Origin of the sequence: Neoroseomonas alkaliterrae, assembly GCF_014199195.1 — a bacterium.
Taxonomy (GTDB): domain Bacteria; phylum Pseudomonadota; class Alphaproteobacteria; order Acetobacterales; family Acetobacteraceae; genus Neoroseomonas; species Neoroseomonas alkaliterrae.
This window is the reverse complement of sequence record NZ_JACIJE010000005.1, coordinates 205,095-230,724: the sequence shown is the minus strand read 5'-3', so window position 1 is coordinate 230,724 and position 25,630 is coordinate 205,095. Positions and strand designations below refer to the sequence as shown.

At 74.3% G+C, this 25,630-nt stretch carries 18 protein-coding genes and 1 tRNA gene; 9 read left to right on the top strand and 10 right to left on the bottom strand.

Going from position 1 to position 25,630, the window contains the following annotated elements; all coding sequences use genetic code 11:
* Window positions 1-15 precede the first annotated feature (15 nt).
* From FHS88_RS10785 to fdhF, 3 genes are all read left to right on the top strand, one after another.
* A tRNA-Met gene (locus tag FHS88_RS10785) sits at window positions 16-92 on the top strand.
* A gap of 77 nt (window positions 93-169) precedes the next feature.
* Window positions 170-1,795, top strand: coding sequence for an NADH-ubiquinone oxidoreductase-F iron-sulfur binding region domain-containing protein (locus tag FHS88_RS10780; RefSeq protein ID WP_184484423.1), 1,626 nt, complete (start codon window positions 170-172; stop codon window positions 1,793-1,795).
* On the top strand, window positions 1,792-4,533 hold the full coding sequence (gene fdhF / locus FHS88_RS10775) for a formate dehydrogenase subunit alpha (protein ID WP_184484421.1): 2,742 nt from the start codon (window positions 1,792-1,794) through the stop codon (window positions 4,531-4,533). The genes FHS88_RS10780 and fdhF overlap by 4 nt, the downstream gene beginning before the upstream one ends.
* Window positions 4,534-4,542: 9 nt before the next feature.
* On the opposite strand, the gene hmgA is transcribed toward fdhF, so the two are convergent.
* The 3 genes from hmgA to FHS88_RS10760 form a co-directional block, all read right to left on the bottom strand.
* On the bottom strand, window positions 4,543-5,856 hold the full coding sequence (gene hmgA / locus FHS88_RS10770; RefSeq protein WP_184484419.1) for a homogentisate 1,2-dioxygenase: 1,314 nt from the start codon (window positions 5,854-5,856) through the stop codon (window positions 4,543-4,545).
* A 64-nt stretch (window positions 5,857-5,920) separates the two neighbouring features.
* A complete protein-coding gene (locus FHS88_RS10765) occupies window positions 5,921-6,778 on the bottom strand; it encodes an amidohydrolase family protein (protein WP_184484417.1) in 858 nt (285 codons plus the stop codon).
* On the bottom strand, window positions 6,778-7,818 hold the full coding sequence (locus FHS88_RS10760; protein ID WP_184484415.1) for a uroporphyrinogen decarboxylase family protein: 1,041 nt from the start codon (window positions 7,816-7,818) through the stop codon (window positions 6,778-6,780). Before FHS88_RS10760 ends, FHS88_RS10765 begins: the two co-directional genes overlap by 1 nt.
* Before the next feature lie 126 nt (window positions 7,819-7,944).
* Here FHS88_RS10760 and FHS88_RS21210 point away from each other — a divergent pair, with 126 nt between their 5' ends.
* Entirely contained in the window at window positions 7,945-9,552 is a 1,608-nt protein-coding gene (locus FHS88_RS21210; protein ID WP_338146525.1) for a GMC family oxidoreductase, read from the top strand.
* A gap of 88 nt (window positions 9,553-9,640) precedes the next feature.
* Here FHS88_RS21210 and FHS88_RS10750 read toward each other — a convergent pair whose 3' ends face one another.
* From FHS88_RS10750 to FHS88_RS10740, 3 genes are all read right to left on the bottom strand, one after another.
* Window positions 9,641-10,381, bottom strand: a complete 741-nt coding sequence (locus FHS88_RS10750; protein ID WP_184484413.1) for a PEP-CTERM sorting domain-containing protein — start codon at window positions 10,379-10,381, stop codon at window positions 9,641-9,643.
* Between the two features lie 203 nt (window positions 10,382-10,584).
* Complete coding sequence (locus FHS88_RS10745) at window positions 10,585-11,352, bottom strand: arginyltransferase (protein ID WP_184484411.1); 768 nt, start codon at window positions 11,350-11,352, stop codon at window positions 10,585-10,587.
* 37 nt (window positions 11,353-11,389) lie between these two features.
* Window positions 11,390-13,789, bottom strand: coding sequence for a penicillin acylase family protein (locus FHS88_RS10740; RefSeq protein ID WP_184484409.1), 2,400 nt, complete (start codon window positions 13,787-13,789; stop codon window positions 11,390-11,392).
* A 397-nt stretch (window positions 13,790-14,186) separates the two neighbouring features.
* On the opposite strand from FHS88_RS10740, the gene FHS88_RS10735 reads away from it, so the two are divergent.
* Window positions 14,187-17,657: a tetratricopeptide repeat protein gene (locus FHS88_RS10735; protein WP_184484407.1), complete on the top strand. Its 3,471-nt coding sequence runs from the start codon at window positions 14,187-14,189 to the stop codon at window positions 17,655-17,657.
* Between the two features lie 62 nt (window positions 17,658-17,719).
* Here FHS88_RS10735 and FHS88_RS10730 read toward each other — a convergent pair whose 3' ends face one another.
* The 3 genes from FHS88_RS10730 to FHS88_RS10720 form a co-directional block, all read right to left on the bottom strand.
* Window positions 17,720-18,172 carry a surface-adhesin E family protein gene (locus tag FHS88_RS10730; protein WP_184484405.1) on the bottom strand — a complete coding sequence of 151 codons (453 nt, stop codon included), beginning with the start codon at window positions 18,170-18,172 and terminating at the stop codon, window positions 17,720-17,722.
* Window positions 18,172-19,683 carry an aldehyde dehydrogenase family protein gene (locus tag FHS88_RS10725; protein WP_184484403.1) on the bottom strand — a complete coding sequence of 504 codons (1,512 nt, stop codon included), beginning with the start codon at window positions 19,681-19,683 and terminating at the stop codon, window positions 18,172-18,174. Before FHS88_RS10725 ends, FHS88_RS10730 begins: the two co-directional genes overlap by 1 nt.
* Window positions 19,684-19,757: 74 nt before the next feature.
* Window positions 19,758-20,732 (bottom strand): Bug family tripartite tricarboxylate transporter substrate binding protein, encoded by a 975-nt coding sequence (locus tag FHS88_RS10720; protein WP_184484401.1) that lies wholly within the window; start codon window positions 20,730-20,732, stop codon window positions 19,758-19,760.
* A gap of 156 nt (window positions 20,733-20,888) precedes the next feature.
* Between FHS88_RS10720 and FHS88_RS10715 the strand changes: the two genes are divergently transcribed.
* Window positions 20,889-22,094 carry a CaiB/BaiF CoA transferase family protein gene (locus FHS88_RS10715; RefSeq protein WP_184484399.1) on the top strand — a complete coding sequence of 402 codons (1,206 nt, stop codon included), beginning with the start codon at window positions 20,889-20,891 and terminating at the stop codon, window positions 22,092-22,094.
* A 30-nt stretch (window positions 22,095-22,124) separates the two neighbouring features.
* Window positions 22,125-22,958: an alpha/beta fold hydrolase gene (locus tag FHS88_RS10710; protein WP_184484397.1), complete on the top strand. Its 834-nt coding sequence runs from the start codon at window positions 22,125-22,127 to the stop codon at window positions 22,956-22,958.
* Here the strand turns inward: FHS88_RS10710 and FHS88_RS10705 are convergent.
* A complete protein-coding gene (locus FHS88_RS10705; RefSeq protein ID WP_184484395.1) occupies window positions 22,952-23,746 on the bottom strand; it encodes an SDR family NAD(P)-dependent oxidoreductase in 795 nt (264 codons plus the stop codon). The two genes, FHS88_RS10710 and FHS88_RS10705, sit on opposite strands and share 7 nt — an antisense overlap.
* 167 nt (window positions 23,747-23,913) lie before the next feature.
* Here FHS88_RS10705 and FHS88_RS10700 point away from each other — a divergent pair, with 167 nt between their 5' ends.
* Complete coding sequence (locus FHS88_RS10700; protein WP_246419796.1) at window positions 23,914-25,218, top strand: NAD(P)/FAD-dependent oxidoreductase; 1,305 nt, start codon at window positions 23,914-23,916, stop codon at window positions 25,216-25,218.
* A 13-nt stretch (window positions 25,219-25,231) separates the two neighbouring features.
* Entirely contained in the window at window positions 25,232-25,618 is a 387-nt protein-coding gene (locus FHS88_RS10695) for a DUF5368 domain-containing protein (protein WP_184484391.1), read from the top strand.
* Window positions 25,619-25,630: the final 12 nt, after the last annotated feature.

Here is a 25,630-nt window from a genome sequence, read left to right as displayed (position 1 = left end):
GGCTCCCGTCCGGATGGCGGCGTAGCTCAGCTGGTTAGAGCACGGCACTCATAATGCCGGGGTCAGCGGTTCAAGTCCGCTCGCCGCTACCATCCCCCGCTTGCCCCCGTCGCGCTATGCCCCGAGACTGTCCGCCGGAGGACAGCGCCATCGCCACGGAACGCGAGGGATGAACGCGCGCGAGGCAACGCCGCGCCGGGGCCGCCGGAGCACGCCGGAGGCGCGGGAGGCCGTGCAGGCCGCACTTTCGGGGATGCCGCTGCGCCGCGACCTGCTCATCGAGCATCTGCATCGCCTGCAGGACCGTCACGGCGCGCTGCGCGAGGGGCATCTCGTCGCGCTCGCCGAGGCGCTCCGCCTCGCCCCGGTCGAGGTCTTCGAGGTCGCGACCTTCTACGCCCATTTCGAGGTTCTGCCGGACGAGGCCGCGGCGCCGCGGCCGGTCATCCGCGTCTGCCAGGGCCTGCCCTGCGCCATGGCCGGGGCGGCCACGCTCGCCTCGGCGCTCAGGGCTTCGCCGCCGGGCGGGGCACGCATCCTCGACGCGCCCTGCATGGGCGCCTGCGACCGGGCGCCTGCGGCGGCCCTGGGGCATGCGTGCATCGGCCACGCCACGCCGGCGCGCCTCGCCGCGCCTGCGGTGAAGGAGGCCGGCGCGCCGGGGCTCGAGGACTACCGCGCGCGCGGCGGCTACGCGACGCTCGCCGCGCAGCGCGACCCGCAGGCGATGGTGGCGGCGCTCGAGGCGTCGGGGCTGCGCGGCCTTGGCGGCGCGGGCTTTCCCGCCGCGCGCAAGTGGCGGCTGGTGATGGCGCAGCCGGGGCCCCGCCACCTCGTCGTCAACGCCGACGAGGGCGAGCCCGGCACCTTCAAGGACCGCCACTGCCTCGAAACCGAGCCGCATCGCGTGCTGGAGGGGATGCTGCTCGCCGCCCGCGCGATCGAGGCCGAGGCGTGCTGGATCTACCTGCGCGACGAGTATCCGGAGATCCGCGCCCTGCTCGCCCGCGCCATCGCCGAGATCGAGGCCGCCGGGCTCGCGCCCTGCCCGATCCATCTGCGCCGCGGCGCCGGGGCCTATATCTGCGGCGAGGAGACGGCGCTGCTCGAAAGCCTGGAAGGGCGGCGCGGCTATCCGCGCCACAAGCCGCCCTTCCCGGGCGAGCACGGCCTCTTCGGCCGCCCGACGCTGATCCACAATGTCGAGACGCTGTGGTGGCTGCCGGAGATCCTCGCCTCGCCGGAGGCCGCCGCGCGCTTCGCCGCCGCGGGGTTGCGCGGCCAGGCCGGGCGGCGGCTCTACAGCCTCTCGGGCCGGGTGCGCCGGCCAGGCGTGGTGGATGCGCCGGCCGGCATCACCGCCCGCGAACTGATCGAGACGCATGGCGGCGGCGTGGCCGAGGGCCACCGCTTCGCCGCCTTCCTGCCGGGCGGGGCCTCGGGCGGCATCCTGCCGGCCTCGCGCGCCGACCTGCCGCTCGGCTTCGGCACGCTGGAGGCCGAGGGCTGCTTCATCGGCTCGGCGGCGATCGTGGTGCTGTCGGATCGCGACGACCTTGCCGGGGCGGCGCGCAACCTGCTGCGCTTCTTCCGCGACGAGAGCTGCGGCCAATGCACGCCCTGCCGCGTCGGCACCGCCAAGGCGGTGCGGCTGCTCGAGGCTCCGGCATGGGACCGCGCGCTGCTCGGCGAACTTGCCGAGGCGATGGCGGATGGCTCGATCTGCGGCCTCGGCCAGGCGGCGATGAACCCGGTGCGCTCGCTGCTGCGCCATTTCCCGGAAGCGGTGCCATGACGATCGCCTTCACCCTCGATGGCGTCGCGGTGCAGGCGGAGGCGGGCGAGACGATCTGGGAGGCCGCACGGCGCGCGGGCACCGCGATCCCGCATCTGTGCCACCTTCCGCGCCCGGGCTACCGGCCCGACGGCAATTGCCGTGCCTGCCTCGTGGAGATCGAGGGCGAGCGCGTGCTCGCCGCCTCCTGCATCCGCCGCCCCGTGCCGGGGATGGTGGTGCGGAGCGCGAGCGCGCGCGCGGCGCGGGCGCGGCGGATGGTGTTCGAGCTGCTGCTCGCGGACCAGCCGGAAGGCACTGCGCGCGACGGCACGGGGGGCTTCGCGCACTGGGCGGAGCGGCTCGGCGTCACGCGCTCGCGCTTCGCGCCCGAGGAGGCGCGGCCGGCGCCCGACGTGACGCACCCCGCCATGGCGGTGAACCTCGATGCCTGCATCGCCTGCGGGCTGTGCGAGCGCGCCTGCCGCGAGGTGCAGCACAACGACGTGATCGGCTTCGCCCATCGCGGCATGGGGGTGCGCGTCGCCTTCGACCTGCTCGACGCGATGGGCTGCTCCTCCTGCGTCGGCTGCGGGGAATGCGTCGAGGCCTGCCCGACCGGCGCGCTGATGGCGAAGTCGGTCGCCGACGAGGCCGGGCGGCGGCGCGGCGCGCCCGCTCCCGAGACTGCGAGCGTCTGCCCCTATTGCGGCGTCGGCTGCCAACTCGGCTTCCGCGCGCGCGAGGGGCGGATCGAGGAGGTGGTCGGCCGCGACGGGCCGGCCAATCGCGGGCGGCTCTGCGTGAAGGGACGCTTCGGCTTCGACTACGTCGTCCATCCCGAACGGCTGACGCGGCCGCTGGTCCGCCTCGAGGGCGCGGCGAAGGATCCGGCCGATTGCCTCGATCCCGCCCGCGCGCGGGCGAAGTTCCGCGAGGCGGATTGGGAGGAGGCGCTGGATCGCGCCGCCGGCGGCTTCGCGGCCATCCGCAGCGCGCGCGGACCCTCGGCGCTCGCCGGCTTCGGCAGCGCGAAGGGCTCGAACGAGGAGGCGTATCTGTTCCAGAAGCTCGTGCGCACGGGCTTCGGCACCAACAACGTGGACCATTGCACGCGGCTCTGCCACGCCTCCTCGGTCGCGGCCCTGCTGGAGGGGATCGGCAGCGGCGCGGTGACGGCGCCCTTCACCGCCGCGGCCGAGGCCGACGTGATCCTGGTCATCGGCGCGCGGCCGACCGAGAACCACCCCGTCGCGGCGACCTTCCTCAAGGACGCCGCGGCGCGCGGCGCCGGGCTCATCGTGATGGATCCGCGCGGGACGGGCCTCGACCGCTTCGCCGAGGAGGTGGTGCGATTCGCCCCCGGCCAGGATGTCGCGCTGCTCAACGCGATGCTGCATGTGGTGATCGCCGAGGGGCTGCACGACCGCGACTTCGTGGCGCGCCGCCTCGCCGGCTTCGAGGCGCTGGCCGAACACGTGAGGGCCTATGCGCCCGAGGCGGTCGAGGCGCGCTGCGGCGTGCCGGCGGCGCAGATCCGCCGCGTCGCGCGCCGCTATGCGCGGGCGGAGCGCGCGCTGATCCTGTGGGGCATGGGCGTCTCGCAATCCGTGCATGGGACGGACAATGCGCGGGCGCTGATCGCGCTCGCGCTCGTCTGCGGGCAGGTGGGGCGGCCGGGGACGGGGCTGCATCCCCTGCGCGGGCAGAACAACGTGCAGGGCGCCTCCGATGTCGGGCTGATCCCGATGGCGCTGCCCGACTACCAGCGCACCGACGACGATGCGGCGCGCGCGCGGCTCGAGGCGCTGTGGGGCGCGCCGGTCCCCGCCGCACCCGGGCTGACGGTGGTGGAGATCACCGAGGCCGCGGGGCGGGGCGCGATCGAGGGCCTCTATGTCATGGGCGAGAATCCGGCGATGTCGGACCCCGATCTCGGCCATGCGCGCGCCGCGCTGGCGCGGCTGCGGCACCTCGTGGTGCAGGACCTGTTCCTGACCGAGACCGCGGCACTCGCCGACGTGGTGCTGCCCGCGAGCGCCTGGCCGGAGAAGACCGGCACCGTGACCAACACCAACCGCCAGGTGCAGCTGGGCCGCGCGGCGCTGGCGCCGCCGGGCGAGGCGCGGCAGGACCTCGACATCATCGTCGCGATGGCGCGGCGGCTCGGCCTCGGCTGGCGGTATGGCGGCCCGCGCGAGGTCTTCGCCGAGATGGCGCAGGCCATGCCGAGCCTCGCCAACATCACCTGGGAGCGGCTGGAGCGCGAGGGCAGCGTGACCTATCCCTGCCACGGCCCCGACATGCCGGGCGAGGGGATCATCTTCCACGACGCCTTCCACACCGCGGATGGCCGGGCGCGGCTGGTGCCCGCCGGCCTCTCGGACCCGGCCGAGTTGCCGGACGCCGATTTCCCCTTCGTGCTGACCACGGGGCGCGAGCTGGAACACTGGCACACCGGGGCGATGACGCGGCGCGCGCGCGTGCTCGATGCGCTGCGGCCCGCGCCGGTCGCGGCCCTCTCGCCGCAGGCGATGCGCAGGCTCGGCCTCGCGCCCGGTGCGCGCGTGCGCATCGCCACCCGGCGCGGGGCGGTGGAATGCGCGGCAAGGGAGGATCCGGCGCTGCCGGAGGGGATGGTGTTCCTCTCCTTCGCCTACCGGGAGGCGCCGGCGAACATGCTGACCGATCCGCGGCTCGATCCCTTCGGCCGCATTCCCGGCTTCAAGTTCAGCGCGGCGCGGGTGGGCCCGGCCTGATCCGCGCCCTCACGGGCGATCGGGCCGGAAATGCCGGCGCAGCGCGAGGCCGTAGGCCGGGTAGTCCGCCTGCAGTTGCGGCAGCCCGGCGGCATAGGCCGTCACGCGCTGGGGGAAGCGCGTCTCGAACATGAAGGCGAGGGTGCCTTCGAGCTTGTGCGGCTTCAGCTCCGCGTTGCTCGCCGCCTCGAAGGCGTCGGCGTCGGGGCCGTGCGGCAGCATGGTGTTGTGCAGCGAGAAGCCGCCGGGCGTGAAGCCGCCGCCGGTCTTGGCGTCGTAGACGCCGTGGATCAGGCCCATGAACTCGCTCATGCAGTTCATGTGGTACCAGGGCGGGCGGAAGGTGTTCTCGGCCACCATCCAGCGTTCGGGGAAGATCACGAAATCCACGTTCGCGGTGCCCGGCGTCTCGGAGGGCGCGGTCAGGACGGTGAAGATGGAGGGGTCCGCGTGGTCGAAGAGGATCGGCCCCACGGGCGAGAAGCGCCGCAGGTCGTATTTGCAGGGCGCGTAGTTGCCGTGCCAGGCGACGACATCGAGCGGCGAATGGCCGATCTCCGCGCTCCAGAGCGCGCCGCCCCATTTCACCGTGAGCAGGGCGGGGCCTTCGCGATCCTCATAGGCGGCGACGGGGGTGAGGAAGTCGCGCGGATTGGCGAGGCAGTTCGCCCCGATCGGGCCGCGCTCCGGCAGGGTGAAGGCGCCGCCGTAGTTCTCGCAGACATAGCCGCGCGCGCGCCCCTCCGGCAGTTCGGCGCGGAACTTCACGCCGCGCGGGATCAGCGCGATCTCGCCCGGCGTGGCGTCGATCACGCCGAACTCGGTGAGGAGGCGCAGCGCGCCCTGCTGCGGGACGAACAGCATCTCGCCGTCGGCGTTGTAGAAATATTCGTCGGTCATCGGGCGCGTCGCGAGATAGACATGCGCGGCAATGCCCGAGAGCGTGGCGGCATCGCCCGCGGTGGTGATGGTATGCATCCCCTCGATGAGCGAGAGCGCCGCACCTTCCGGGAAAGGGATCGGGTCCCAGCGCAGCGGCGCGGGCGGCAGCTCGGCCTCGGCACAGGGCGCGCTGCGCCAGGCGCGCGCATCGGCGCGGCGGAAGCGGCCCCAATGCGCCACGGTCGGGCGGATGCGGTAGAGCCAGGAGCGCTCATTCGTCGCGCGCGGCGCGGTGAAGGGCGAGCCGCTGAGCTGCTCGGCATAGAGGCCGTAGGCGCATTTCTGCGGCGAGTTGCGCCCGACCGGCAGCGCGCCCGGAAGCGCCTCCGTCTCGAAGCCGTTGCCGAAGCCCGACATGTAGCCGGGGGTCAGCGTGGTCATATCCCGTCCTCCCCTGCACGCGGCCCGGTATGTGGGCGGTGCGCGGCCGATCTCCAATGCCGCGTCAGAACCCGTAGAGCCGCGCCGGGTTGTCCACCAGCACCCGGCGGCGCTCGGCCGCCGAGGGCGCCCATTCGCCCAGCCGGTCGAGCAGCACGCCGTCATCGGGCATCCAGGCCGACAGCGAGGGGTGCGGCCAGTCCGTCCCCCACACGCAGCGATCCGGGGCCGCGTCCAGCAGCGCGCGGGCGAAGGGCGCGACATCGTGGAAGGGCGGACCGGCGGAGGAGATGCGGTAGCCGCACAGCTTCACCCAGGCGCGCCCCTCGCCCACCAGCCGCAGCAGCGCCTGGAAGGCCGGCGCGTTCAGCCCGTCCGCGGTGCGCACGCCGCCCATGTGGTCCACCACCACCTCGACCGGCAGGGAGGCGAGGCGCGGCGCGAGGTCCGGCAACTGGTGCCCCTCGGCATAGAGCTGCAGATGCCATCCGAGCGGCGCGATCCGCCGCGCCAGCGCCTCGAGTTGGTCGAGCGGCGTGCCGTTGCCGCTCACGGCGTTGAAGCGCACGCCGCGCACCCCGCGCGTGTGCAGCGCGCGCAGCGCGGCATCGTCGAGGCCCTCGTCCACCACCGCGACCACGCGCGCGCGATCGAGCCCGAAGCGCGCCGCCGCATCGAGCGAGCACGCATTGTCCGTGCCATAGACCGAGGGCTGGACGATCACCATGCGCTGGATGCCGAGCGCCTCGGCAACGCGGAGATAGGCCGGGATCAGCGCCGCCGGCGGGTCGTAGTGCCGCCCGGGATCGAGGGGGAAGCGGTCATAGGGGCCGAAGATGTGGAAATGGCAGTCGCAGGAGAGCGGCGGCGCCACCCAGGAAGGCTTCGGCACGGCATCGAGCGGCGGCAGGCAGGGGCGCATCACGCGGCCCCCGCGATCTCGCGCCGCACGATGGCCGCGCCTTCCACCATGGCGCGCATCTTGCCGTCCGCGACCGCGCGCGGGAGGTACTTCATGCCGCAGTCGGGCGCGACGATGACGCGCCGCGGGTCCACATGCGGCAGCGCGCGGCGGATGCGCGCGGCGACCGTCTCCGGGCTTTCGACATTCATGTCCGCGAGGTCGATCACGCCGAGGATGATGGTCTGGTCCGGCAATTGCCCCAGCACGCTGGTGTCGAGATCGGACTGCGCCGTCTCGATCGAGATCTGCTTCACCCGGCAGTTGCAGAGTTCCGGCAGGAAGGAATAGCCCGTCGGCCGCGCATGGATGATGGCGGCATAGCCGAAGCAGATATGCAGCGCGGTGGTGCCGGTGATGCCCTCGAGCGCGCGGTTCACCGCATCGAGGCCGTATTGCCGCGCCTTCTCGGGCCGCGCCTGCATGTAGGGCTCGTCGATCTGCACGATGTCGGCGCCGGCGGCGAAGAGGTCGCGGATCTCCTCGTTCACGGCTGCGGCGTAGTCCATCGCCATCTCGGCCTCGTCGGCGTAGAAGTCGTTCTGCGCCTGCTGGGCCATGGTGAAGGGGCCGGGCACGGTGATCTTGATCATCCGGTCGGTGTTGGCGCGCAGGAAGGCCACGTCGCGCGTCTCGACCGGATGGCGGCGGCGGATGCGCCCGACCACGCGCGGCACCGGGTTCGGATGCCCGCTGCGGTCGAGCGCGGTGCCCGGGTTGTCGATGTCCACGCCCTCGAGCGCGGTGGCGAAGCGGTTGGAGTAGCTCTCGCGCCGCATCTCGCCGTCGGTGATGATGTCGAGCCCCGCGCGTTCCTGCGCGCGGATCGCGAGCAGCGTCGCGTCGTCCTGCGCCTGTTCGAGATGCTCGGGGGCGACGCGCCACAACTCCCGCGCCCGCACGCGCGGCGGGAAGCGGCCGGCGAGCCTCTGCCGGTCGATCAGCCAGTCCGGCTGCGGGTAGGAGCCGACAAGCGAGGTCGGCAGGATCGTGTTGGTCATGGCGGGTCCTCCGCGCGCCACGCTAGCCGTGCGCGCGCCGCGCGGTAAGGCCGCCGCCGGCGGGGGCCTTCCGCCGCCGCCGGCGCGGTGCGAACATCGCCGCCGCGCTGGGCAGGGGATGGAAACGTGGCGGCATTCGAGGCGGATTACGTGGTCGTCGGCGGCGGCTCCGCCGGCTGCGTCATGGCGGCGCGGCTGTCGGAGGATCCTCTCGCGCAGGTCGCGCTGCTCGAGGCCGGGCCCTGGGACCGCAACGCCTGGATCCACATCCCGATGGGCTTCGCGCGGCTCTACGTGACCCGGAAGTTCGACTGGAACTACAGCACCGAGGCCGAGCCGGAGCTCAAGGGGCGGCAGATCTACTGGCCGCGCGGGCGCGTGATCGGCGGCTCGGGCAGCGTCAACGGCCTTGTCTTCCTGCGCGGATCCCCGCGCGACTACGACCGCTGGGCGCAAGCGGGCGCGCGCGGCTGGTCCTACGAGGATTGCCTGCCGGCCTTCCGCAAGCTCGAGACCTTCGCCGGGCCGGCGAGCGAATACCGCGGCACCGAAGGCCCGGTGCAGGTGGGCGAGGTGCCGGAGCCCTCGCCGGGCTGCCGCGCCTTCGTCGAGGCCTGCGTGCGCCTCGGCTTCCCGCGCAACCCGGACAACAACGCCGCCTGGTTCGAGGGTGTCGCGCCCAACCAGCTCAACGTGCATCGCGGCTGGCGCTGGAGCCCGGCGACGGCCTACCTCAAGCCCGCCCTGCACCGGCCGAACCTCGCCGTGCGCACCGAGCGCCTCGCGCTGCGCATCCTGATCGAGGATGGCCGCGCGGCGGGCGTGATGGTGCGTGGCCCCGAGGGCGAGGAGACCTGGCGGGCGCGGCGGGAGGTCATCCTCTGCGCCGGCGCGATCGAGAGCCCGAAGCTGCTGATGCTCTCGGGCATCGGCGACGGCGCGGCGCTGCAGGCCATGGGGATTCCGGTCACGCACCATGCGCCGGAGGTGGGGCGGAACCTGCAGGACCATTTCATGGTGCGCTTCGCGTTCAGGACGAAGCCCTGCGGGACGCTGAACGAGATCATGGCGAACCCGCTGCGCGCGGCGGGGCTCGGCCTGTCCTGGCTCATGCGCGGGCGCAACCAGATGGCGGTTGGCGCCTCGGAGGCGAGCCTCTTCGCCCGCGTGCTGCCCGGCTCGGAGGAGCCCGAGGTGCAGTTCCAGTTCGTGAACTTCAGCCTCGGCGACCAGGGAACCTCGGCGAGCCGGCTCGCGAAGCATCCCGGCTTCACCTTCAACTTCTGCGTCTGCCGCCCCGACAGCCGGGGCGAGCTGACGCTGCGCGCGCCCTCGGCCGAGATCAAGCCGGTGATCCGCGCGAACTACCTCTCCGCCGCCTCCGACATCCGCATCATGCTCGAGAGCGCGAAACTCGGCCGGCGCATCGCGGCCACGGCACCCTTTGCCGACCTCATCGAGCAGGAACAGTCTCCGGGCCCCGCGACGGAGGGGGATGACGCGATGCTCGACTACATCCGCGAGGCGGGCGTGACCGTCTATCACCCCTGCGGCACGAACCGGATGGGCAGCGACGAGCGCGCGGTGGTGGACCCGGAACTGCGCGTGCGCGGGGTGCGCGGGCTGCGCGTCGCGGATGCGTCCGTCTTCCCGCTCGTGCCGTCCTCGAACATCCACCCGGCGGTGCTGATGCTGGCCGAGCGCGGGGCGGAGATGATCCGCGGCGCGCGCTGACGGCGGCGATCCGCCCGCCGCCGCAACGGAAACGGCCGGCGGGACGCCCCGCCGGCCGCAAGCGAAGGCGCGTCGCCGGGCTTGGCGGCTAGGCCGCCCTGCCGCGCCGCACGATGCCGAGCCCGGCAAGGCCGAGCCCCAGCAGCGCGAGCGACATCGGCGCGGGCACCGGCACGACCTGCTCGATGGAGCCGATGCTGAAATTGTCGAAGCCGAAGACGTCGCCGGTGCCGCCGGTGGTGAGGAAGGCGACGCTCGTGTACTGCGTCGTCGTGTCGTAGAAGCCGAAATACAGGACCGAGCCGTTGGCGGCGTTGCCCGAGGCGGTCGGGACGCTCAGCAGCGTGATGTTGTTGGCCGTGTCGGTCAGTTGCAGCGTGACCGTGCCCTGGAAGTCCCCGATGTCGATGCCGTAGAAGCCGAAGGCGGCGATCGGGTTGCTGAAGGTCACGACGATGCCGCCCGTGCCGGCCGAGGCCTCCCAGTAGCGCGAGGAGGAGGCGGAGGGCACGCTGTAGCGGCCGACGCCGTTGGTCGAGCCCGGCGCGACCGAGGCGACATATCCCGGCCCCGTGATCGTCGCGGTGCCGGCCGCGCCGAAGTCGATGGCGAGCGGGCTCGAGCCGGAGCGCGTCTCGAAGGTTTCCGTGCCAACGCCGACGAGATTCGCGAAGAAGGCGTTGCGCGCCGCGTCCGAGTTCGGCGTGGCGGCGAGCGGCACGGTGTTGCTGCCGTTGGTGTCGATGCCCGAGAAGGTGACGGGCGCGGCCTGGGCGAAGCCGGCGACCAGAAGGGCCGCGGCGGCGAGGATGGGGGTGCTCGTTCGCACGGAGTGCAGCTCCTGAGGCGCCTGGGCGGCGCGGTGTGACCCGGCACTTCGATTGAAGCAAAAACCGTGCCTGAGAAATATCCCGAGCAATTCGAGATGCTTGTGCCGCGCTTCGCCGCGGTCCACGCCCGACATGTAACGGGAGCCTACACTCTGCCCCGCCGGCACCGATCCGTTTTGGAAGGGCCTGGTCGGGCGGGGGCTCAGCCGCCGAGCGTGGCCATCTCGGCCGGGGCCGGTGCGGCGGCGCCGTCCTCGAGCACGCGCCACGCACCGCCCGTGAGCACCTCGCTCGGCCGGAAGCGCGCCTTGTAGGCCATCTTGCGGCTCTCCGGTACCCAGTAGCCGAGATAGACGTAGGGCAGCCCGAGCTCGCGCGCCCGCCCGACCAGCCAGAGCACGGTGAAGGTGCCGAGGGAGCGCCGCTCCTCCGCCGGCTCGTAGAAGGAATAGACCGCCGAAAGCCCGTCGGCGAGGCGGTCCGTCAGGCAGGCGCCGAGCAGGCGGTCGCTGCGGTCGCGCAGCTCGACCACGCTCGAGGTGATCGGCGTGTCCTCGATCATCGCGCGGTAGTCGTAGAAGCCCATCGCCGCCATGTCGCCATCGGCGTGGCGCGCCTTCTGATAGCGGTGGAACAGGGCGAATTGCTCGGCGGTGGCGCGCGCGGGCATCTCGGCCGCGCTCAGGTCGGCATTGGCGCGGGCGACGCGGCGCTGCGTGCGGTCGGGCTCGAAGGCTGAGGCGACGATGCGGATCGGGATGCAGGCCTGGCAGCCGGGGCAGACCGGCGAATAGGCGATGTTGTGGCTGCGGCGGAAGCCGGCGCGGGAGAGGCGGTCGTGCAGCGCCTCGGCATCCGCGCCGGTCAGTTCGGTCACGACCTTGCGTTCCGTCCGGCCGGCCAGATAGGGGCACGGCAGCGGCGCGGTCGTGTAGAAGAACTGCGGTCGTCGGGCGGAACGCTGGAGCATCGCTTCGGTGCCAGTGTCGGGGGGCGCGCGCCGGGAATCAACCACCCGCGACGGCGGCGGGCAGCAGGCGCAGGCGCCCGCCCGGCGCGCCCTCGAGGGGGCCGAGGCGCAGCATCGCGCCGTCCCGCCACAGCGGCAGCATGTCCGCCCAGTGGCGGCTCATCGGATGGCCGGACTGGCCGGTGGCGATCACCGCCAGCGCCCCGTCGGGATGGGCGAGGTCGAAGACGCCCCGGAAGCCTGCGCCATGCACATTGCCGAAGACGCCGCCGGATTCGGCGCGGAAGCCGGCGCGGTTGACCGTCTCGCCGTCGCCCGCGCTCGGCGTCGCGATGCGCGTCAGCGCGCCGAGGCCGGGGATGAAGCGCAGCACCGCGTGCTCGAACCGCGCCGGATGCGCCGCCTCCCAGCGCCAGCGGGCCGGGTCGGGTCCGTGCACCGGGGCGAGGTCGGCCACGGCGCGGTCGAAGGAGGCCGAGAGGAGCGGGCCGCAGCCCTGCTCGCCGCACCAGCGCGCCCCGGCCTCGGGTGAGAGCAGGACATGGCGCAGGAACTCGGGGCCGGGGCGCCAGGCCTCGCCGGGCAGGCCGGCGCGCTCGATCAGCGCGCGGCCGAAGCGGCCGAGGGTGGCGTGGAAGATCACCGGCTGCGGGCGGTCCCCGGTCATCTCGCCCTGCCAGCCGGCGAGCAGCGCCTGCGCCGCGGCGCCGCCGCTTGTGGGCCGCGGGGCGGCGAGCAGCACGGGCAGCACCTCGCGCGCGAAGAGCGAGAGGCGGTCGGCCTGGATGGCGGCGAAATCCTCCGCCGTGGCGCGCGGGGCGGCGGCGAGCAGGTCGCCGATGCGCCGGAACCGCCAGTCCCCGTACCAGTCGCGCCCGAGGAAGGGCTCGGCGCCGGGCGGCGCGACGCGGTTGTTGGCATTGGCGAGCACGCCGCTCGCCGGGTTCGCCGCATGGGGCATCTCCTCGAAAGCGAGGAAGCCGTCCCAGGCCGCGCTGCCGTCCCAGCCCGGCGCGGGCATGGCGCCGTCATGGCCGCGGCGGCGCGGCATGCGGCCGGTGAGGAACATCGCGATCGCGCCCTCGGCATCCGCGACCATGAGGTTCTGCGCGGGGCTCGTGATCAGCCGCGCGGCGGCGCGCGCATCGGCGATGCCGCGCGCGGCGTTCAGCGCCATCAGCCCTGCCGCGGCGGTATCCCCCGGCGCGAGGTTGGCCATGGCGACGGTGACGACCGTGCCGTCGGGTCTTCCCTCCGGCGCGTCGAGGTCGGAGACGACCGGGCCGCGATGCGTCTCGCGCACGCGCATCGTCACCGGGCTGCCCCAGCGGACGCGGATCACCTCCTCCCGCTCGCGGAAGGGCAGGCGGCCTTCGGGCGTGCGGTAGTGGCCGGGGCCGTCGAGCCGCTCGATGAACACGTCCTGGGTGTCGGAATGGGTGGTGGTGAAGCCCCAGGCGATGCGCTCGTTGCGGCCGATGACGATGCCGGGCACGCCCGGCGCGGTCGCGCCCGCGAGCACCCTTCCGCCGGGCAGTTCGATGCGCGCGAGATACCACAGGATCGGCGCCGAATAGCCGAGATGCGGGTCCGCCGCGAGCAGCGGCGCGCCGGTGGCCGACCGCTCCGCCGCCACCGCCCAGGCATTGGAGGCGATCGCGGGCAGCGGCGCATCGGCGGGGAAGACCGGCAGCGCGGCGATCAGCCCATCCAGCCCGCCGAGGGCCGGGCCGGCGAGGCGGCCGGCATCGGCGGGTGCCTCGGCCATGCGCCAGGGCTCGTCCGGGCGGCCGGGCGAGCGGTCCTCGGGCCAGAGATCGGCGAGGCGCTCGGGCCCGAGGGCGGCGGCGACGCGGGCGCGCTCCAGTTCTGTGCGCCAGTTCCCCGACAGCCAGAGACCCATCACCTTGCCCCAGAGCAGGCTGTCCGCCGGGCGCCAGGGCTCGGGGGCGCCGAGCAGGATGAACTCGGGCGCGGAGAAGCGGCCGCGCGCCGCGATCCAGGCGTTCACCCCGGCGGCATAGGCCTCGAGTGCACGGCGCGTCTCGGCCGGCAGGGCGGCGAGGTCGGCCTCGGCGCGCGGCACGAGGCCGAGCAGGCGCATGAAGCGGTCCGCCCGCAGCGCGGCCGCGCCGGTGACCTCGGCGAGCCGCCCGGCGGCGCCGCGGCGCATCATCTCCATCTGGAACATCCGGTCGCGCGCGTGCATCCAGCCGAGCGCGGCCCAGGCATCCTCCTCGGTCGCGGCGCGGATGCGCGGGATGCCGTGGGCATCGAGCGCGACCTCGATCGGGGCGGACAGGCCGGGCAGCGGCAGGCTCGCCTCCCGCGCGGGCAGCGTCCACCAGGCGGCGCCGAGCAGCCCGCCGGCGGCGAGCAGCACGATGCCGGCAAGCCCGGCCAGGATCCGGCCCGTCCAGCGCAAGACCTTTCTCATGGCGGGAAGATGGGCGCGGTGGGGTCGCGGGGGAAGCGGGCGGCCTGCGGATCGTGGCGCGGACGGCCGGAGCGGGAGAAGCTGGCCCGCGCCCGGTCCGATGCCAGCGGATGAAGGGTTTGACCTTTCGGCGCTGGCATCGCACGCGAGGCGGAGAGGCGGCCGCGCGCCAACCGATACTCGGCGGGCAAGACTGTCCGCCGGGCATGAGGCCGTGGCCGGCAAGGGCTCGGTGCCGGTGCCGCCCGCGACGCGCGGTTTCCTCCGCCCGGCGATTGGTCTAGAGCCGCGCGCGCATGATGTCTGGCGCACCACGTCGCGACCCGCGGCCCCGCGGCCCGGCCGCCCGGCGCAAGGTCCGCGCCGCGTGGGGCCGGGGCCGCCCGGAGGCGGCGCGATGATCCCGCCGCGCGGCCCCGGCCTGCCGCCCTCCCGCCTGCTGCACGAGGCCCAGGGCATCCGCGTCTTCCATCGCCCGGGGCGCACCGCCTGGTCGCTCATCGTCCTCGGCCCGCGCCAGCCGGACCCGCAGCCGCACAACTGGTGGGGCATCGGCCTCGCGCGGCGGGAGGAGGTGGACGTGATCGGCATCGCCGCGCGCGACTTCACCTGGTTCCCGCCCGCGGCGATGGCGGAACTGCTGCCGGTGATCCGCGCCACGGCGCGGCCGGAGGCGGTGGCCTACGGGTTCAGCATGGGCGGCTACGCCGCGCTGAAATACGGGCGCGCGCTGGGGGCGCGGGGCGTGCTCGCGCTGTCGCCGCAATACTCCATCGACCCGGCCGACGGCACCGTGGGCCGGCGCGGCCTGACCTACTACGACCCGGCGCTGCATGCCGGGATGCGCGTCACACCCGGCGAGTATCCCGACCCCGCGCTGCTGATCTGGGATCCGCTGGTCGGCCCCGATGACCGCCATGCGCGCGCCATCGCCGCGCTGCCCGGCATCCGCCCCCTGCCGCTGCGCATGGCGGGCCATGCGACGCCCGCCGTGCTGGCCGAGACCCGGCGCATCGTGCCGGTCGCGGAGGCCCTGCTGGCCGGGGATGCGGCGCGCGCCGCGGCCATCATCCGCGAGGCGCGGCGGCAGGCGCCGACGGTGCTCTCGGCGCTGGTCCCGGTGCTGCAGGCGCGCGGGCGCGATCGCTGGGCCGAGGCAGCCCGGCGCCGCATGGCCGATGCCCGGCCCAACCGCGCCCGGGCGATCGAGGCCGAGGCGCGGGCGCGCGCGCGGCTCGGCGATGCGGCGGGCGAGCTGCGCGCCCTGCGCCGCTGGGTGGCCGCCGCCCCTGGGGATCTCGAACCGCGTCTGCGGCTCGTCGAGACGCTGCTGGCCGCCGGCCGGCCGGCGCTGGCGATCCGCGCGGGTCGCGAGGCGATCGCCGCTGGCCTTGCCGATGCCCGGCTGCACGCGGCGCTGGCCGAGGCCGAGGCGGCCCTGCCGCCGCGCGGCGCCCGGCCCGCCCGGCCGGTGGCGCGCCTGCTGCACGAGACGGCGGGGCTCAGGCTGTGGCATCGCGAGGGGGAGGGGCCGGGCACGCTGGTCGTCCTCGGCCCGCCGCGCGCCAGCCCGGCCGAGGCCGCGAGCTGGTGGGGCCAGGCCATGACGGCGGCGATCGGCTGGCCGGCGCTGGCGATCTCGGCCCATGGCGAGGGCGGCTATTCGCCCGCGGAGATGGCCGCGCTGTTCCCGCATCTGCGTGCGGCGGCGCAGGGGCCGCTGCTCGCCTTCGGTGCCGGGGCCGGCGGGCATGCCGCGCTGCGCCATGCGCGGGCGATGGGCGCGGTCGCGGCCATCGCCGTCTCGCCCCTGGTCCCGGCCGCCGCGCCGCCTGACCTGCTGCCGGAGGGGCCGCCGCCGCTTGCCATTCTCGCCTTCGATCCGCTGCGGCCGCCGGAGCGGATCCATGCCGGCCGGCTGCTCGGCCTGCCCGGCCTCCTGGCGGCGCGGCTGCCGCGGGCCGGGGCGGGTCTGGCGGCGCTGCTGGCCGAGGCGGGGGTGCTCGCCCCGGCCTTCGAGGCGGCGCTGGAGGGCGATGCCGAGGCGGCGGTGGCGGCGCTGCGGCAGGCGCGGCGGGCCTCCCCGCGGCTGCGGGGCGCGCTGGCGGCGGCGCTCGATGCGCGCGGGCACGGGCGTTGGGCGCGCGCGCTGGAAGCGTCCGCGCCGCCGCCGCCGGATGCGCCGCGGCCCGAGGATCTGCGTCGCGAGGCCGAGCGCCTGCGCCTCGCGCGGCGCGGCGCCGAGGAGGAGGCCGTGCTGCGCCGCTGGATCGCCGCCGCGCCCGCCGAGGCTGAGCCGCGGCTGCGCCTCGCCGAGCATCTGGCCGCCACGCGGCGGGCCGGCGAGGCGGCGGCGGTGCTGCAGGCCGCGGTCGCGGCGGGGCTGGGCGGCGTGGCGGCGCGGCGGCGGCTCGTGCTGGCGCTGCGCGCGGCCGGGCAGGGGGCAGAGGCGGTGGCCCAGGCCGAGGCGCTGGCCGCGGCGACGCCCGGGGATGCGGCGGCGCAGGTGTTGCTGGGCGAGATGCTGCTCGCCGCCGGGCGCGGCGCGGAGGCCGAGGCGGCCTTCGCCCGCGTGCCGGAGGAGCCCGCCGCGCGGCTCGGCCTCGCGGTGACGGAGGCGGCGGCGGCGCCCGACCGGCCGCCGGGGCCGCGCCTCGCCGCGCTGCTCGATGCCATGCAGGCCGGGCCGGCGCCGGAGGCGGAATGGCAGCGGCTGATCCTGCGCCTGCGCGGCCAGGGCGCGCACCGGCCCGCGCTGGCTGCGGCCGAGCGCGCGGCGCTGGCGCATCCTGCCTCGGCGCCCGGGCGGCTGCGGCTCGCGCGGATGCGCATTGCCGCCGGGCAGGACGAGGCGGCGATCGCCGGGCTGCGCGCGCTGGTGGACGAGCAGCCCGGCGCGGCGGAGGCATGGATCGGGCTCGCCGAAGCCCTCGCTGCCACCGGCCGCGGCGCCGAGGCGCGGGCGCTGCTGGCCGATGCGGCGGCGCGGATGCCGGATCATCCCGGCCTCGCGCTGCGCCAGGCGACGCTGCTGCTCGCCGCCGGGCTCGGTGCGCGCGCCGAGGCCGCGGCGCGCCGGGCCATCGCGCTCGCGCCGGGGGAGGAGGCGGCGCATCTGGCGCTGGTGGATGCGCTGCGGCGGCAGCAGCGCCTCGGCGCGGCGCTGGAGGCGGCGCGCGCCGGCTCCGTCGCCGTGCCCGAGAGCGCAACGCTGCTGATGCGGCTCGCGCGCATGCTGCGCGAGGCCGGGGAGCCTGGCGCGGCGGCCGATGCCTTCGCCCGTCTGGTCGCGCTGCCGCAGCCCCCGCGCCAGGCCTGGCTCGGGCTGACCGAGGCGCTGGCCGAGGCGGGCCGCGCGGAGGAGGCGGAGGCCGCCGCCCGGCGCGGCATCGCCGCCGTGCCGGGATTCCGGGCGTTGCAGGCGCTCTACGGCGCGCTGGTCCTCGCCCGGGCGGGGGAGGGCGAGGCCGCCGCGGCGCTCGCCTCGGCGATGGCGGCGGAGGGCTCGCCGGCGGCGGTGGCGCTGGCCCTCGCCGACGCGCTGGAGCGGACGGGACGGCGGCGCGAGGCGCTGGCGCATCTCGGGCGCGCCGTCGCCGCCATGCCGGGCGAGGCGGCGCTCGAGGTGCGGCTCGGCGAGGTGCTGCTCGCGGAGGGGCGGGCGGAGGAGGCGGCGGCGCTGTTCGCGCGTCTGGTCGAGGCCGCGCCCGGCCTCGCGCCCGCCTGGATCGGGCTTTCGGATGCGGAGCGGATGCGCCGGCGCATCAGGCCGGCGGTGGAAGCCTATCGCCGCGCCGTCGCGGCTGGGGCGGAGCCTGTCGCGCTGCGCGAGCTGCACTTCCGGCTCTTCGGCGAATACGGGGGCTGACGAGAGGCCGGATCAGCCCGGGCGGGCGAAAGGGGGCCGCGCGCTGCCGGGAGCGCAGCCGGTCACAGGCTGCAGGCGGCGTCGAGGAAGGCGCCGCCCAGGGTGCCGGGCAGCGCCGGGCGGAAGCCGCTGCCGCGCGGGCGCTCGGCATGGACGGGCTCCTGCCCGCCGAGGCGGGCGAACCACGCGCCTTCGAGCGGGCGCCAGAGGCGTTCGGCGCAGCGGTACTCGCCGAGGAAGCGCACCGATTGCGCGCGGCCGCCGGTCTCCGGGATCGGGATGGATTCGCGCAGGTTGAGCAGGATCCAGGCGCGGCGCACCGCGCCCGTCGCGACGAGGCCGTTCTGCTGCACATAGCCGCTGACGATGTCGCCCTCGGTCGAGAGCGCGGGAATGGCGCGCCAGCCCGCCGGCGGCGGCGGGTAGGCGGGCGGTTCGGGTGCGGCCGGCCCCGGCGCCTCGGCGGCGCAGGCCGCGAGGAGGAGGGCGAGCGCGAGGGCGGGCCGCGCGCGCATCAGGCCATGTTCACCATGATGGTCTTCTTGTGCGTGAAGTGCTCGAGCATCGCCTCGAGCGAGGCCTCCTTCCCCAGGCCCGACTGCTTCACCCCGCCATAGGAGAGGTTCGCCTGGACCACGAGGTTCTGGTTGATCTGCACGAGCCCCGCCTCCAGCCTGTGCGCGAGGTCGAGCCCGACCTTGAGGTTGTTGGTCCACAGCGAGGCGGCGAGGCCGTAGTCGGAATCATTGGCCTCCGCGAGCACCGCCTCCGCATCGTCGAAGGGCTGGATGACGGTGACGGGGCCGAAGATCTCCTCGCGCACCAGGCGGCTGTCCCTGGTCAGCCCGGTGAAGATCACCGGCTGGATGAAGAGGCCCTTCTTCAGCGCCGGGTCGGTCGGCAGGGCCGAGCAGACATGCGCCGTCGCGCCCGGCGTGGCCATGCCTTCCGCGATGTAGGCGCGCACCTTCTCGAGCTGGGTCTCGCTGACGATGGTGCCGATGTCGGTGTTCTCGTCGAGCGGGTCGCCCATGACCATCTTGTTCACCGCGTCCTTCATGGCCTGGACGAAGCGGTCGAAGATCGGGCGCTCGACGTAGATGCGGCTCGCGGCGGTGCAGGACTGGCCCTGGCGCGTGAAGCGCATCGAGGTGAGCGCGCCGGCCACGGTCTTGTCGAAGTCGCAGTCGGCGAAGACGATCATCGGCGACTTGCCGCCGAGTTCCAGCGTGACCGGGATCAGCTTCTCGGCCGCGGCCTTGGCGACGATCTTCCCCGTCTCGACGCTGCCGGTGAAGGTCACCTTCGCTACCCGCGGATGCGCGACCAGCGGCGCGCCGCATTCGGGGCCGAAGCCGCTCAACATGTTGAACACGCCGGGCGGCAGGATGCGGTTCATGATCTCGCAGATGCGCAGCACCGCGAGCGGGGCTTCCTCGGCCGACTTCACCACCACGGAATTGCCGGCCACCAGCGCGGGGGCGACCTTCAGCGCCATCAGCAGCATCGGCACGTTCCAGGGGATGATCGCGCCGACCACGCCGAGCGGCTCGCGCACCGTGACCGAGAGCACCTTGGGGTCGAAGGGCACGCTCTCGCCCTTCAGTTCCGAACCCAGGCCGCCGAAGAACTCGAAGATGTCGGCGACGACATTGGCCTCGACGCGGCTTTCGGTGCGCAGCGCCTTGCCGGTCTCGAGCGCAATCAGCCGGCCGAGCTCATCGACATGCTCCTTGAGGAGCTGCGCGCACTGGTGGACCAGCGCGCCGCGCTTGCGGGCCGGGACCTTGGCCCATTCCTTCTGCGCGCGGGCGGCGTCCTGCACGGCGGCGTCCACATCCGCCGCATCGCCTTCCGCGGCGCGCGCCACCTCGGCCCCGGTCGCCGGGTTCACCACCGCGAAGGTCTTGCCCGACCGCGCGGGCACATAGGCGCCGCCGATGAAATGCATGCCGGAGAGCGCCTTCGCCAGCGCGAAGGGGTCGGTGGAGGGCGCGGCGGGGGTGGGGTGCGGGCGGTCGAGCATCGGGCGGTCCTCCGGAGGCGGGTCGGCGGCAGGCATAGACCCGCCGCGCGCCGGAGGGAACTGCCCGGGCGGGGCTATTGGCGGGTGATCCGGACACCCGTTTCGGCAACGACGCGACGCCAGCGCTCGGCCTCGTTGCGCACGAAGGCCGCGGCGCTTTCCGGCGTGCTGTCGGCCACAGCGACGGTGCCGACCTCGCCCAGGCGCCGGGACACCTCGGGTTCGGCAAGGGTGGCGTTGAAGGCGGCATTGAGCCGCGCCACCACGGGCCCGGGCGTGCCGGCCGGCGCGAAGGCCAGGATCCAGGTCTCCGCGTCGAAGCCGGGGATGCCCATGTCGGCGATCGCCGGCAGGTCGGCCTGCGGTCCGGAGCGCCGCAGGCTGGCGCGCGCCAGGGCCCGAAGCCGGCCATCGGCGATGGCCGCGGCGACGGTAGGGGCGGATTCGACCATAAAGGTGACCTCGCCGGTCAGCAGCGCCTGCAGCGCCGGCCCGCCGCCGCGATAGGCGACATGCTCGACCCGCACGCCGGCGCCCTTGGCGAACCACTCGCCCGCCAGGTGCGGCATGGAGCCGACACCGGCGGAGGCGAAGTTGTGCCGCCCGGGCTCGGCCCTCAGCCGCGCGACGAGCCCGGCCATGTCGGTGATGCCGCTCGCCGCCGGCACGACCAGCACGAAGCCCGTCACGCCGAGCAGTGCGACCGGGGCGAAGTCGCGGATCGGGTCGTAGGGCAGGTCGGTGAAGACCGCGGGATTCACCGCATGGGTGGAGGCGGTACCGATCAGCAGCGTGGTGCCGTCCGCCGGCTGGCGGCGGACATGGTCGGCCGCGGTGGCGCCGCCCGCGCCGGCGCGGTTCTCCACCACCACGGACTGACCGCCGAGATGCGCGCCGAGGCGCGCGGCGATGATCCGCGCGCCGATGTCGGTGGTGCCGCCCGGCGCGAAGGGCACGACGAGGGTGAGGGCGCGTGCCTGCTGGGCGAAGCCGGGCGCCGGCAGCAGGCCGAGGGCGGCGGCGAGGGCTTGGCGGCGGCGGAGCGTCATGGCGAGATCCTTCAGGCTGTGGCCGGCAATGGAGCCTTGCGCGCAGCCTGCCATGCCGCGTGCCGCGGTGCGATGGCACGACGATGACAGGGGCCGGGTTGCCGCAGCGCGGGGCGGCGACTAAGCCTGCCCGCGAGCCATCACCGGAGCCTCCTCATGTCCCAGCCGGCCGGCCCGCTTGCGGGCCTTCGTGTCCTCGACCTTACCCGCGTCCTCGCCGGGCCCACCTGCACCCAGATGCTGGGCGACCTTGGCGCCGAGGTGATCAAGATCGAGCGCCCCGAGGCCGGCGACGACACCCGCGGCTTCGCGCCCCCCTTCTGGCCCGAGACGAAGGAAAGCGCCTATTTCCTCGGCGTGAACCGCAACAAGAAGTCGGTCACGCTCGACATGGCCAAGCCCGAGGCGCAGGCCATCCTGCACCGGCTGCTCGAGACCACCGACATCCTGGTCGAGAACTTCAAGGTCGGCGCGCTGGCCAAGTACGGCCTGGGCTGGGAGCAGCTGCGCACGAAATACCCGCGGCTGATCTACTGCTCGATCACCGGCTTCGGCCAGACCGGCCCCTATGCGCCGCGGCCCGGCTACGACGCGCTCATCCAGGCCATGGGCGGCGTGATGTCGCTGACCGGCGAACCCAACGGCAGCCCGCAGAAGGTGGGCATCCCGGTCGCCGACCTCTTCGCCGGGCTCTACGGCTGCATCGGCATCCTCGCCGCGCTGAACCACCGCAACGCGACCGGAGAGGGCCAGCAGATCGACATCGGCATGCTGGACACCCATGTCGCCTGGCTCGCGAACCAGGGGATGAACTATCTCGCGACCGGGGAGAACCCGCCGCGGCTCGGCAACCAGCACCCCAACATCAGCCCCTACCAGGAATTCCCCACCAAGGACGGCTACATCATCCTCGCGGTCGGCAACGACCCGACCTTCGAGCGCTTCTGCAAGGCCTTCGGCTGCGAGCACCTTCTGGCCGACGCGCGCTTCGCCACCAACCCGAGCCGCGTGGCCAACCGCGACCTCGTGACGGCGACGCTGACGCCGGTGATGAAGACGAGGACCACCGCCGAATGGGTGCAGGCGCTGGAGGCGCAGAAGATCGGCTGCGGGCCGATCAACACGCTCAAGGACGTCTTCGCCGACCCGCATGTGCAGGCGCGCGGGATGACGCTTGAGATGGATCATGGCAGCGGCGCGAAGGTGAAGGTCATTGCCAACCCCGTGAAACTCAGCGCGACGCCGCCCACCTACCGCTCGGCGCCGCCCGTGCTGGGCGAGCACACGGAGGAGGTCCTGTCCGGCCTGCTCGGCATGTCGGCGGCGGAGATCGCGGCGCTGCGGGAGAAGGGCGTCCTCTAGCCCGCGGCCGCGCCGGAAGGAGGGGGTTCGATGCGCGAAGGCGCGGTGCGGTGGCTCTCGCCCGCCGGCTTCTTCACCATGCGCTGGTGGGAATGGGGCCCCGAGGATGGCGCGCCGGTGGTCTGCGTGCACGGGCTGACGCGCTCGGGCCGGGACTTCGACGCGCTGGCGCGGCATCTCGCCGGGGCCGGGCGCCGCGTGATCTGCCCCGACCTGCCCGGGCGCGGCGCCTCGGACTGGCTGCCCGACCCGATGCTCTACCAGCCGGCGGTCTACATCGCCGCGCTGTCCCATCTGCTGGCGCGGCTCGACGGGCCGGTGGACTGGGTGGGCACCTCGCTCGGCGGCATCTGCGGCATGGGCATCGCGGCGATGGCGGGCCACCCGATCCGGCGGATGGTGCTGAACGATGTCGGCGCCTTCGTGCCGAAGAAGGCGATGGCGCGCATCCGCGACTACCTCGGCACCGAGCCGGTGTTCCGCGACATCCCGGCGCTTGAGGCGCATCTGCGCGCGGTGCATGCGCCCTTCGGCGCCTTGTCCGATGCCGAGTGGCGGCACCTCGCCGAGACCTCCGCCCGGCCGGCTGAGGGCGGCATCGCGCTGCACTACGACCCCGCCATCGCCGCGCCGATCCGCGCGGCGGAGGCGCAGGCGCTCGACATGCAGGGGCTGTGGGAGAAGGTGCGCATCCCCGTGCTGCTGATCCGCGGCGCGGAGAGCGACCTGCTGCTGCCCGAGACGGCCGCCGCCATGGCCGCCGAGCCGCATGTCACGCTGGCCGAGGTGGCGGGCGCGGGCCACGCGCCGGCGCTGATGGATGCGGCGCAGATCGCGCTTGTGGCCGAGTTCCTGGCTCAGTAGCCGGGGCGCGGCGTGAGCTCCATCATCACCTGGTCGAGGCCGCCATCCACCAGCAGTTCCGCGCCGTTCACATAGGCGGCGCGCGGGCTTGCGAGGAAGGCGACGGCATCGGCGATGTCCTGCGGCGTGCCGACGCGGCGCGTCGGGATCATCGCCTCCCGCCGCTCCAGGATGCCGGGCGCGCGGTAGAAGGCTTCCGAGAGCGGCGTGCGGACGAAGCCGGGGCTGACCACGTTGCTGCGGATCCCATCCGGCCCCCATTCCAGCGCGAGCTGGCGCGAGAGCATCGCCACCCCGGCCTTGGACGGGCTGTAGGCGCCCGAGCGCGGCTGCGGGTTGCTCGCCGCGATGGAGGCGATGTGGACCATCGCCCCGCCGCCGCAGGCGAGCATCTGCGGCCGCGCCGCCTGCGCGCAGGCGAGATAGCCTGTGAGGTTCACCGCCAGGAGCGCGTTCCATTCGGAAAGCGGCAGCTCCGCGAGCGGGCCGGGGCGCAGAACGCCGGCATTGTTGACGAGGATCGCGGCATCCCCGAGCGCGGCCCGCGTGGCGGCGAAGGCCGCGGCGATGGAGGCGGGGTCGGTGGTGTCGCAGGCGGCCGCAACGGCCACGGCGCCCTCGGCGCGCAGCGCGGCGGCGGCGGTTTCCGCCGCGGCGCCGTCAAGGTCGAGCAGCCCGACCCGCGCGCCCGCCCGCGTGAGCTCGCCCGCGATGGCGCGGCCGATCCCGCCTGCCGCGCCGGTGACGAGCGCCACGCGGCCCGCCAGTCCCAGCCACTCCGATGCCATGAGCCGGACCCTCCCGCGCGCAGGCTCGCGCGGCGCGGCGCGCGCGCCCAGCCGCCGCGGCGACCGCAGGGGAGGCTTGCCGAGCAAGAGAAAGTATGATCTTATATAAGCATCAATAAATGTGCGGGGCCGGTCGGCTTCGCCCCAGGAGGAGCAGCATGCGGACAATGGCGGGAGGCCTCGGCCGGCGCGGCCTTATGGCGGGGGCGGCGGCGATCGCGGCGCTGGGCGCCTCGGGAGCCGCGGCGGAGCATCCGGTCCGCACGCGCGCGAAGATCGTCATCGTCGGCGCCGGCGCGGCAGGGCTTGCGGCCGCCTCGCGCCTCGCGCAGCGGCTCGATGGCGCGGAGATCACGCTGCTCGACCGCCGGCGCGAGCATCTCTACCAGCCGGGCTTCACCCTCGTCGCCGCCGGGCTGAAGGCGCCAGGCTATACCGTCTCCGCGACCCGCGACTATGTGCCGCGCGGCGCGACCCTGATCGAGGAGGCGGCGGCCGAGATCGACCCGGTGGGGCGCAGCGTCACCACCGAATCCGGCCGGCGCGTGCCCTATGATTTCCTGATCGTGGCCACCGGCCTCGCGCTCGACTACGCGGCGATCGAGGGCATGGACGTGAACCGCATCGGTCGGGACGGCCTTGGCAGCGTCTATGCCGGGCCGGAGCAGGCGGCGGCGACCTGGCGGGCCATGTCGGACTTCGCCGACCGCGGCGGCACGGCGCTGTTCCTGCGCCCCGCGACCGAGATGAAATGCGCCGGCGCGCCGCTGAAATACGCCTTCATCACCGACGACGTGCTGCGCCGGCGCGGCAATCGCGGCCGGGCGGAACTCGTCTACAACGCGCACAACCGCGCGCTGTTCTCGGTGCCGATCGTCGCCGAGAAGGTGCGGATGCTCTACCAGGAGCGCGGCATCCGCGTGAACCACGACCATGTGCTGCGCGCGATCGACCCGGGCCGGCGCATCGCGACCTTCCGCACGCCGGGCGGCGATGTCGAGCAGCGCTACGACTTCATCAACGTCGTGCCGCCGATGCGCGCCCCGCAGGTGGTGCGCAACTCGCCGCTGCCCTGGCAGTCCGGCCCCTTCGCCGCCGATGGCTGGGCGGAGGTGGACCGCCACACGCTGCGCCATGTCCGCTTCCCCGAGGTGTTCTGCGTGGGCGACGTGGCCGGCGTGCCCAAGGGCAAGACCGCGGCCTCGGTGAAGTGGCAGGTGCCGGTGGCCGTGGACCACCTCATCGCCACCATCCAGGGCCGGCAGAGCAGCGAGCGCTACAACGGCTACACCTCCTGCCCGCTGATCACGCGCATCGGTCGGGCGATGCTGGTGGAGTTCGACTACAACGACAACCTCGTGCCCTCCTTCCCCGGCGTGATCGCGCCGCTCGAGGAACTCTGGATCACCTGGATCATGAAGGAGGTCGGGCTGAAGCCGACCTACCTCGCCATGCTGCGCGGCCGCGCCTGAGGAGGAGACGACCATGAAGGAACTTGATCTCGCGACGCTGGTCGCCGTCTTCGAGGAGATGCTGGGCTGGACGCTGTGGCCGATCGTCGCGGCCTGCGCGGTCGCGACGCTGGCCTTCCTCTACGTGGTCCTGCGCGACCGCGGCGTGGTGGCTGGGCGGATGCTGCGCGCGGAACTGCTCGGCGTGCTCGGCGGCGTCGCCGCGGTGGCGGTGATGTTCGTGGTGACCAACTCCTCGCCCGCCGATCTCGGCGGCCCGATCGACTGGCTGCTCGTCGTCGGCATCTTCGCCGCCGGGCTGGTCGGCACCGTCATCGCGTCCTACGCGGCGATGGGCCTTTTCGCCCGGGCGCCGGAACGGGCGGGCGCGGCACTGCGCGAGCGCGCCCTCGGCGCGTGATCCCGGGCGCGC

Excerpts from the sequence above, each read along its gene's own strand:
- FHS88_RS10780 (WP_184484423.1), top strand. The coding sequence starts at position 170 with ATGAACGCGCGCGAGGCAACGCCGCGCCGGGGCCGCCGGAGCACGCCG.
- fdhF (WP_184484421.1), top strand. The coding sequence starts at position 1,792 with ATGACGATCGCCTTCACCCTCGATGGCGTCGCGGTGCAGGCGGAGGCG.
- hmgA (WP_184484419.1), bottom strand. The coding sequence starts at position 5,856 with ATGACCACGCTGACCCCCGGCTACATGTCGGGCTTCGGCAACGGCTTC.
- FHS88_RS10765 (WP_184484417.1), bottom strand. The coding sequence starts at position 6,778 with ATGCGCCCCTGCCTGCCGCCGCTCGATGCCGTGCCGAAGCCTTCCTGG.
- FHS88_RS10760 (WP_184484415.1), bottom strand. The coding sequence starts at position 7,818 with ATGACCAACACGATCCTGCCGACCTCGCTTGTCGGCTCCTACCCGCAG.
- FHS88_RS10745 (WP_184484411.1), bottom strand. The coding sequence starts at position 11,352 with ATGCTCCAGCGTTCCGCCCGACGACCGCAGTTCTTCTACACGACCGCG.
- FHS88_RS10740 (WP_184484409.1), bottom strand. The coding sequence starts at position 13,789 with ATGAGAAAGGTCTTGCGCTGGACGGGCCGGATCCTGGCCGGGCTTGCC.
- FHS88_RS10735 (WP_184484407.1), top strand. The coding sequence starts at position 14,187 with ATGATCCCGCCGCGCGGCCCCGGCCTGCCGCCCTCCCGCCTGCTGCAC.
- FHS88_RS10730 (WP_184484405.1), bottom strand. The coding sequence starts at position 18,172 with ATGCGCGCGCGGCCCGCCCTCGCGCTCGCCCTCCTCCTCGCGGCCTGC.
- FHS88_RS10725 (WP_184484403.1), bottom strand. The coding sequence starts at position 19,683 with ATGCTCGACCGCCCGCACCCCACCCCCGCCGCGCCCTCCACCGACCCC.
- FHS88_RS10720 (WP_184484401.1), bottom strand. The coding sequence starts at position 20,732 with ATGACGCTCCGCCGCCGCCAAGCCCTCGCCGCCGCCCTCGGCCTGCTG.
- FHS88_RS10715 (WP_184484399.1), top strand. The coding sequence starts at position 20,889 with ATGTCCCAGCCGGCCGGCCCGCTTGCGGGCCTTCGTGTCCTCGACCTT.
- FHS88_RS10710 (WP_184484397.1), top strand. The coding sequence starts at position 22,125 with ATGCGCGAAGGCGCGGTGCGGTGGCTCTCGCCCGCCGGCTTCTTCACC.
- FHS88_RS10705 (WP_184484395.1), bottom strand. The coding sequence starts at position 23,746 with ATGGCATCGGAGTGGCTGGGACTGGCGGGCCGCGTGGCGCTCGTCACC.
- FHS88_RS10700 (WP_246419796.1), top strand. The coding sequence starts at position 23,914 with ATGGCGGGAGGCCTCGGCCGGCGCGGCCTTATGGCGGGGGCGGCGGCG.
- FHS88_RS10695 (WP_184484391.1), top strand. The coding sequence starts at position 25,232 with ATGAAGGAACTTGATCTCGCGACGCTGGTCGCCGTCTTCGAGGAGATG.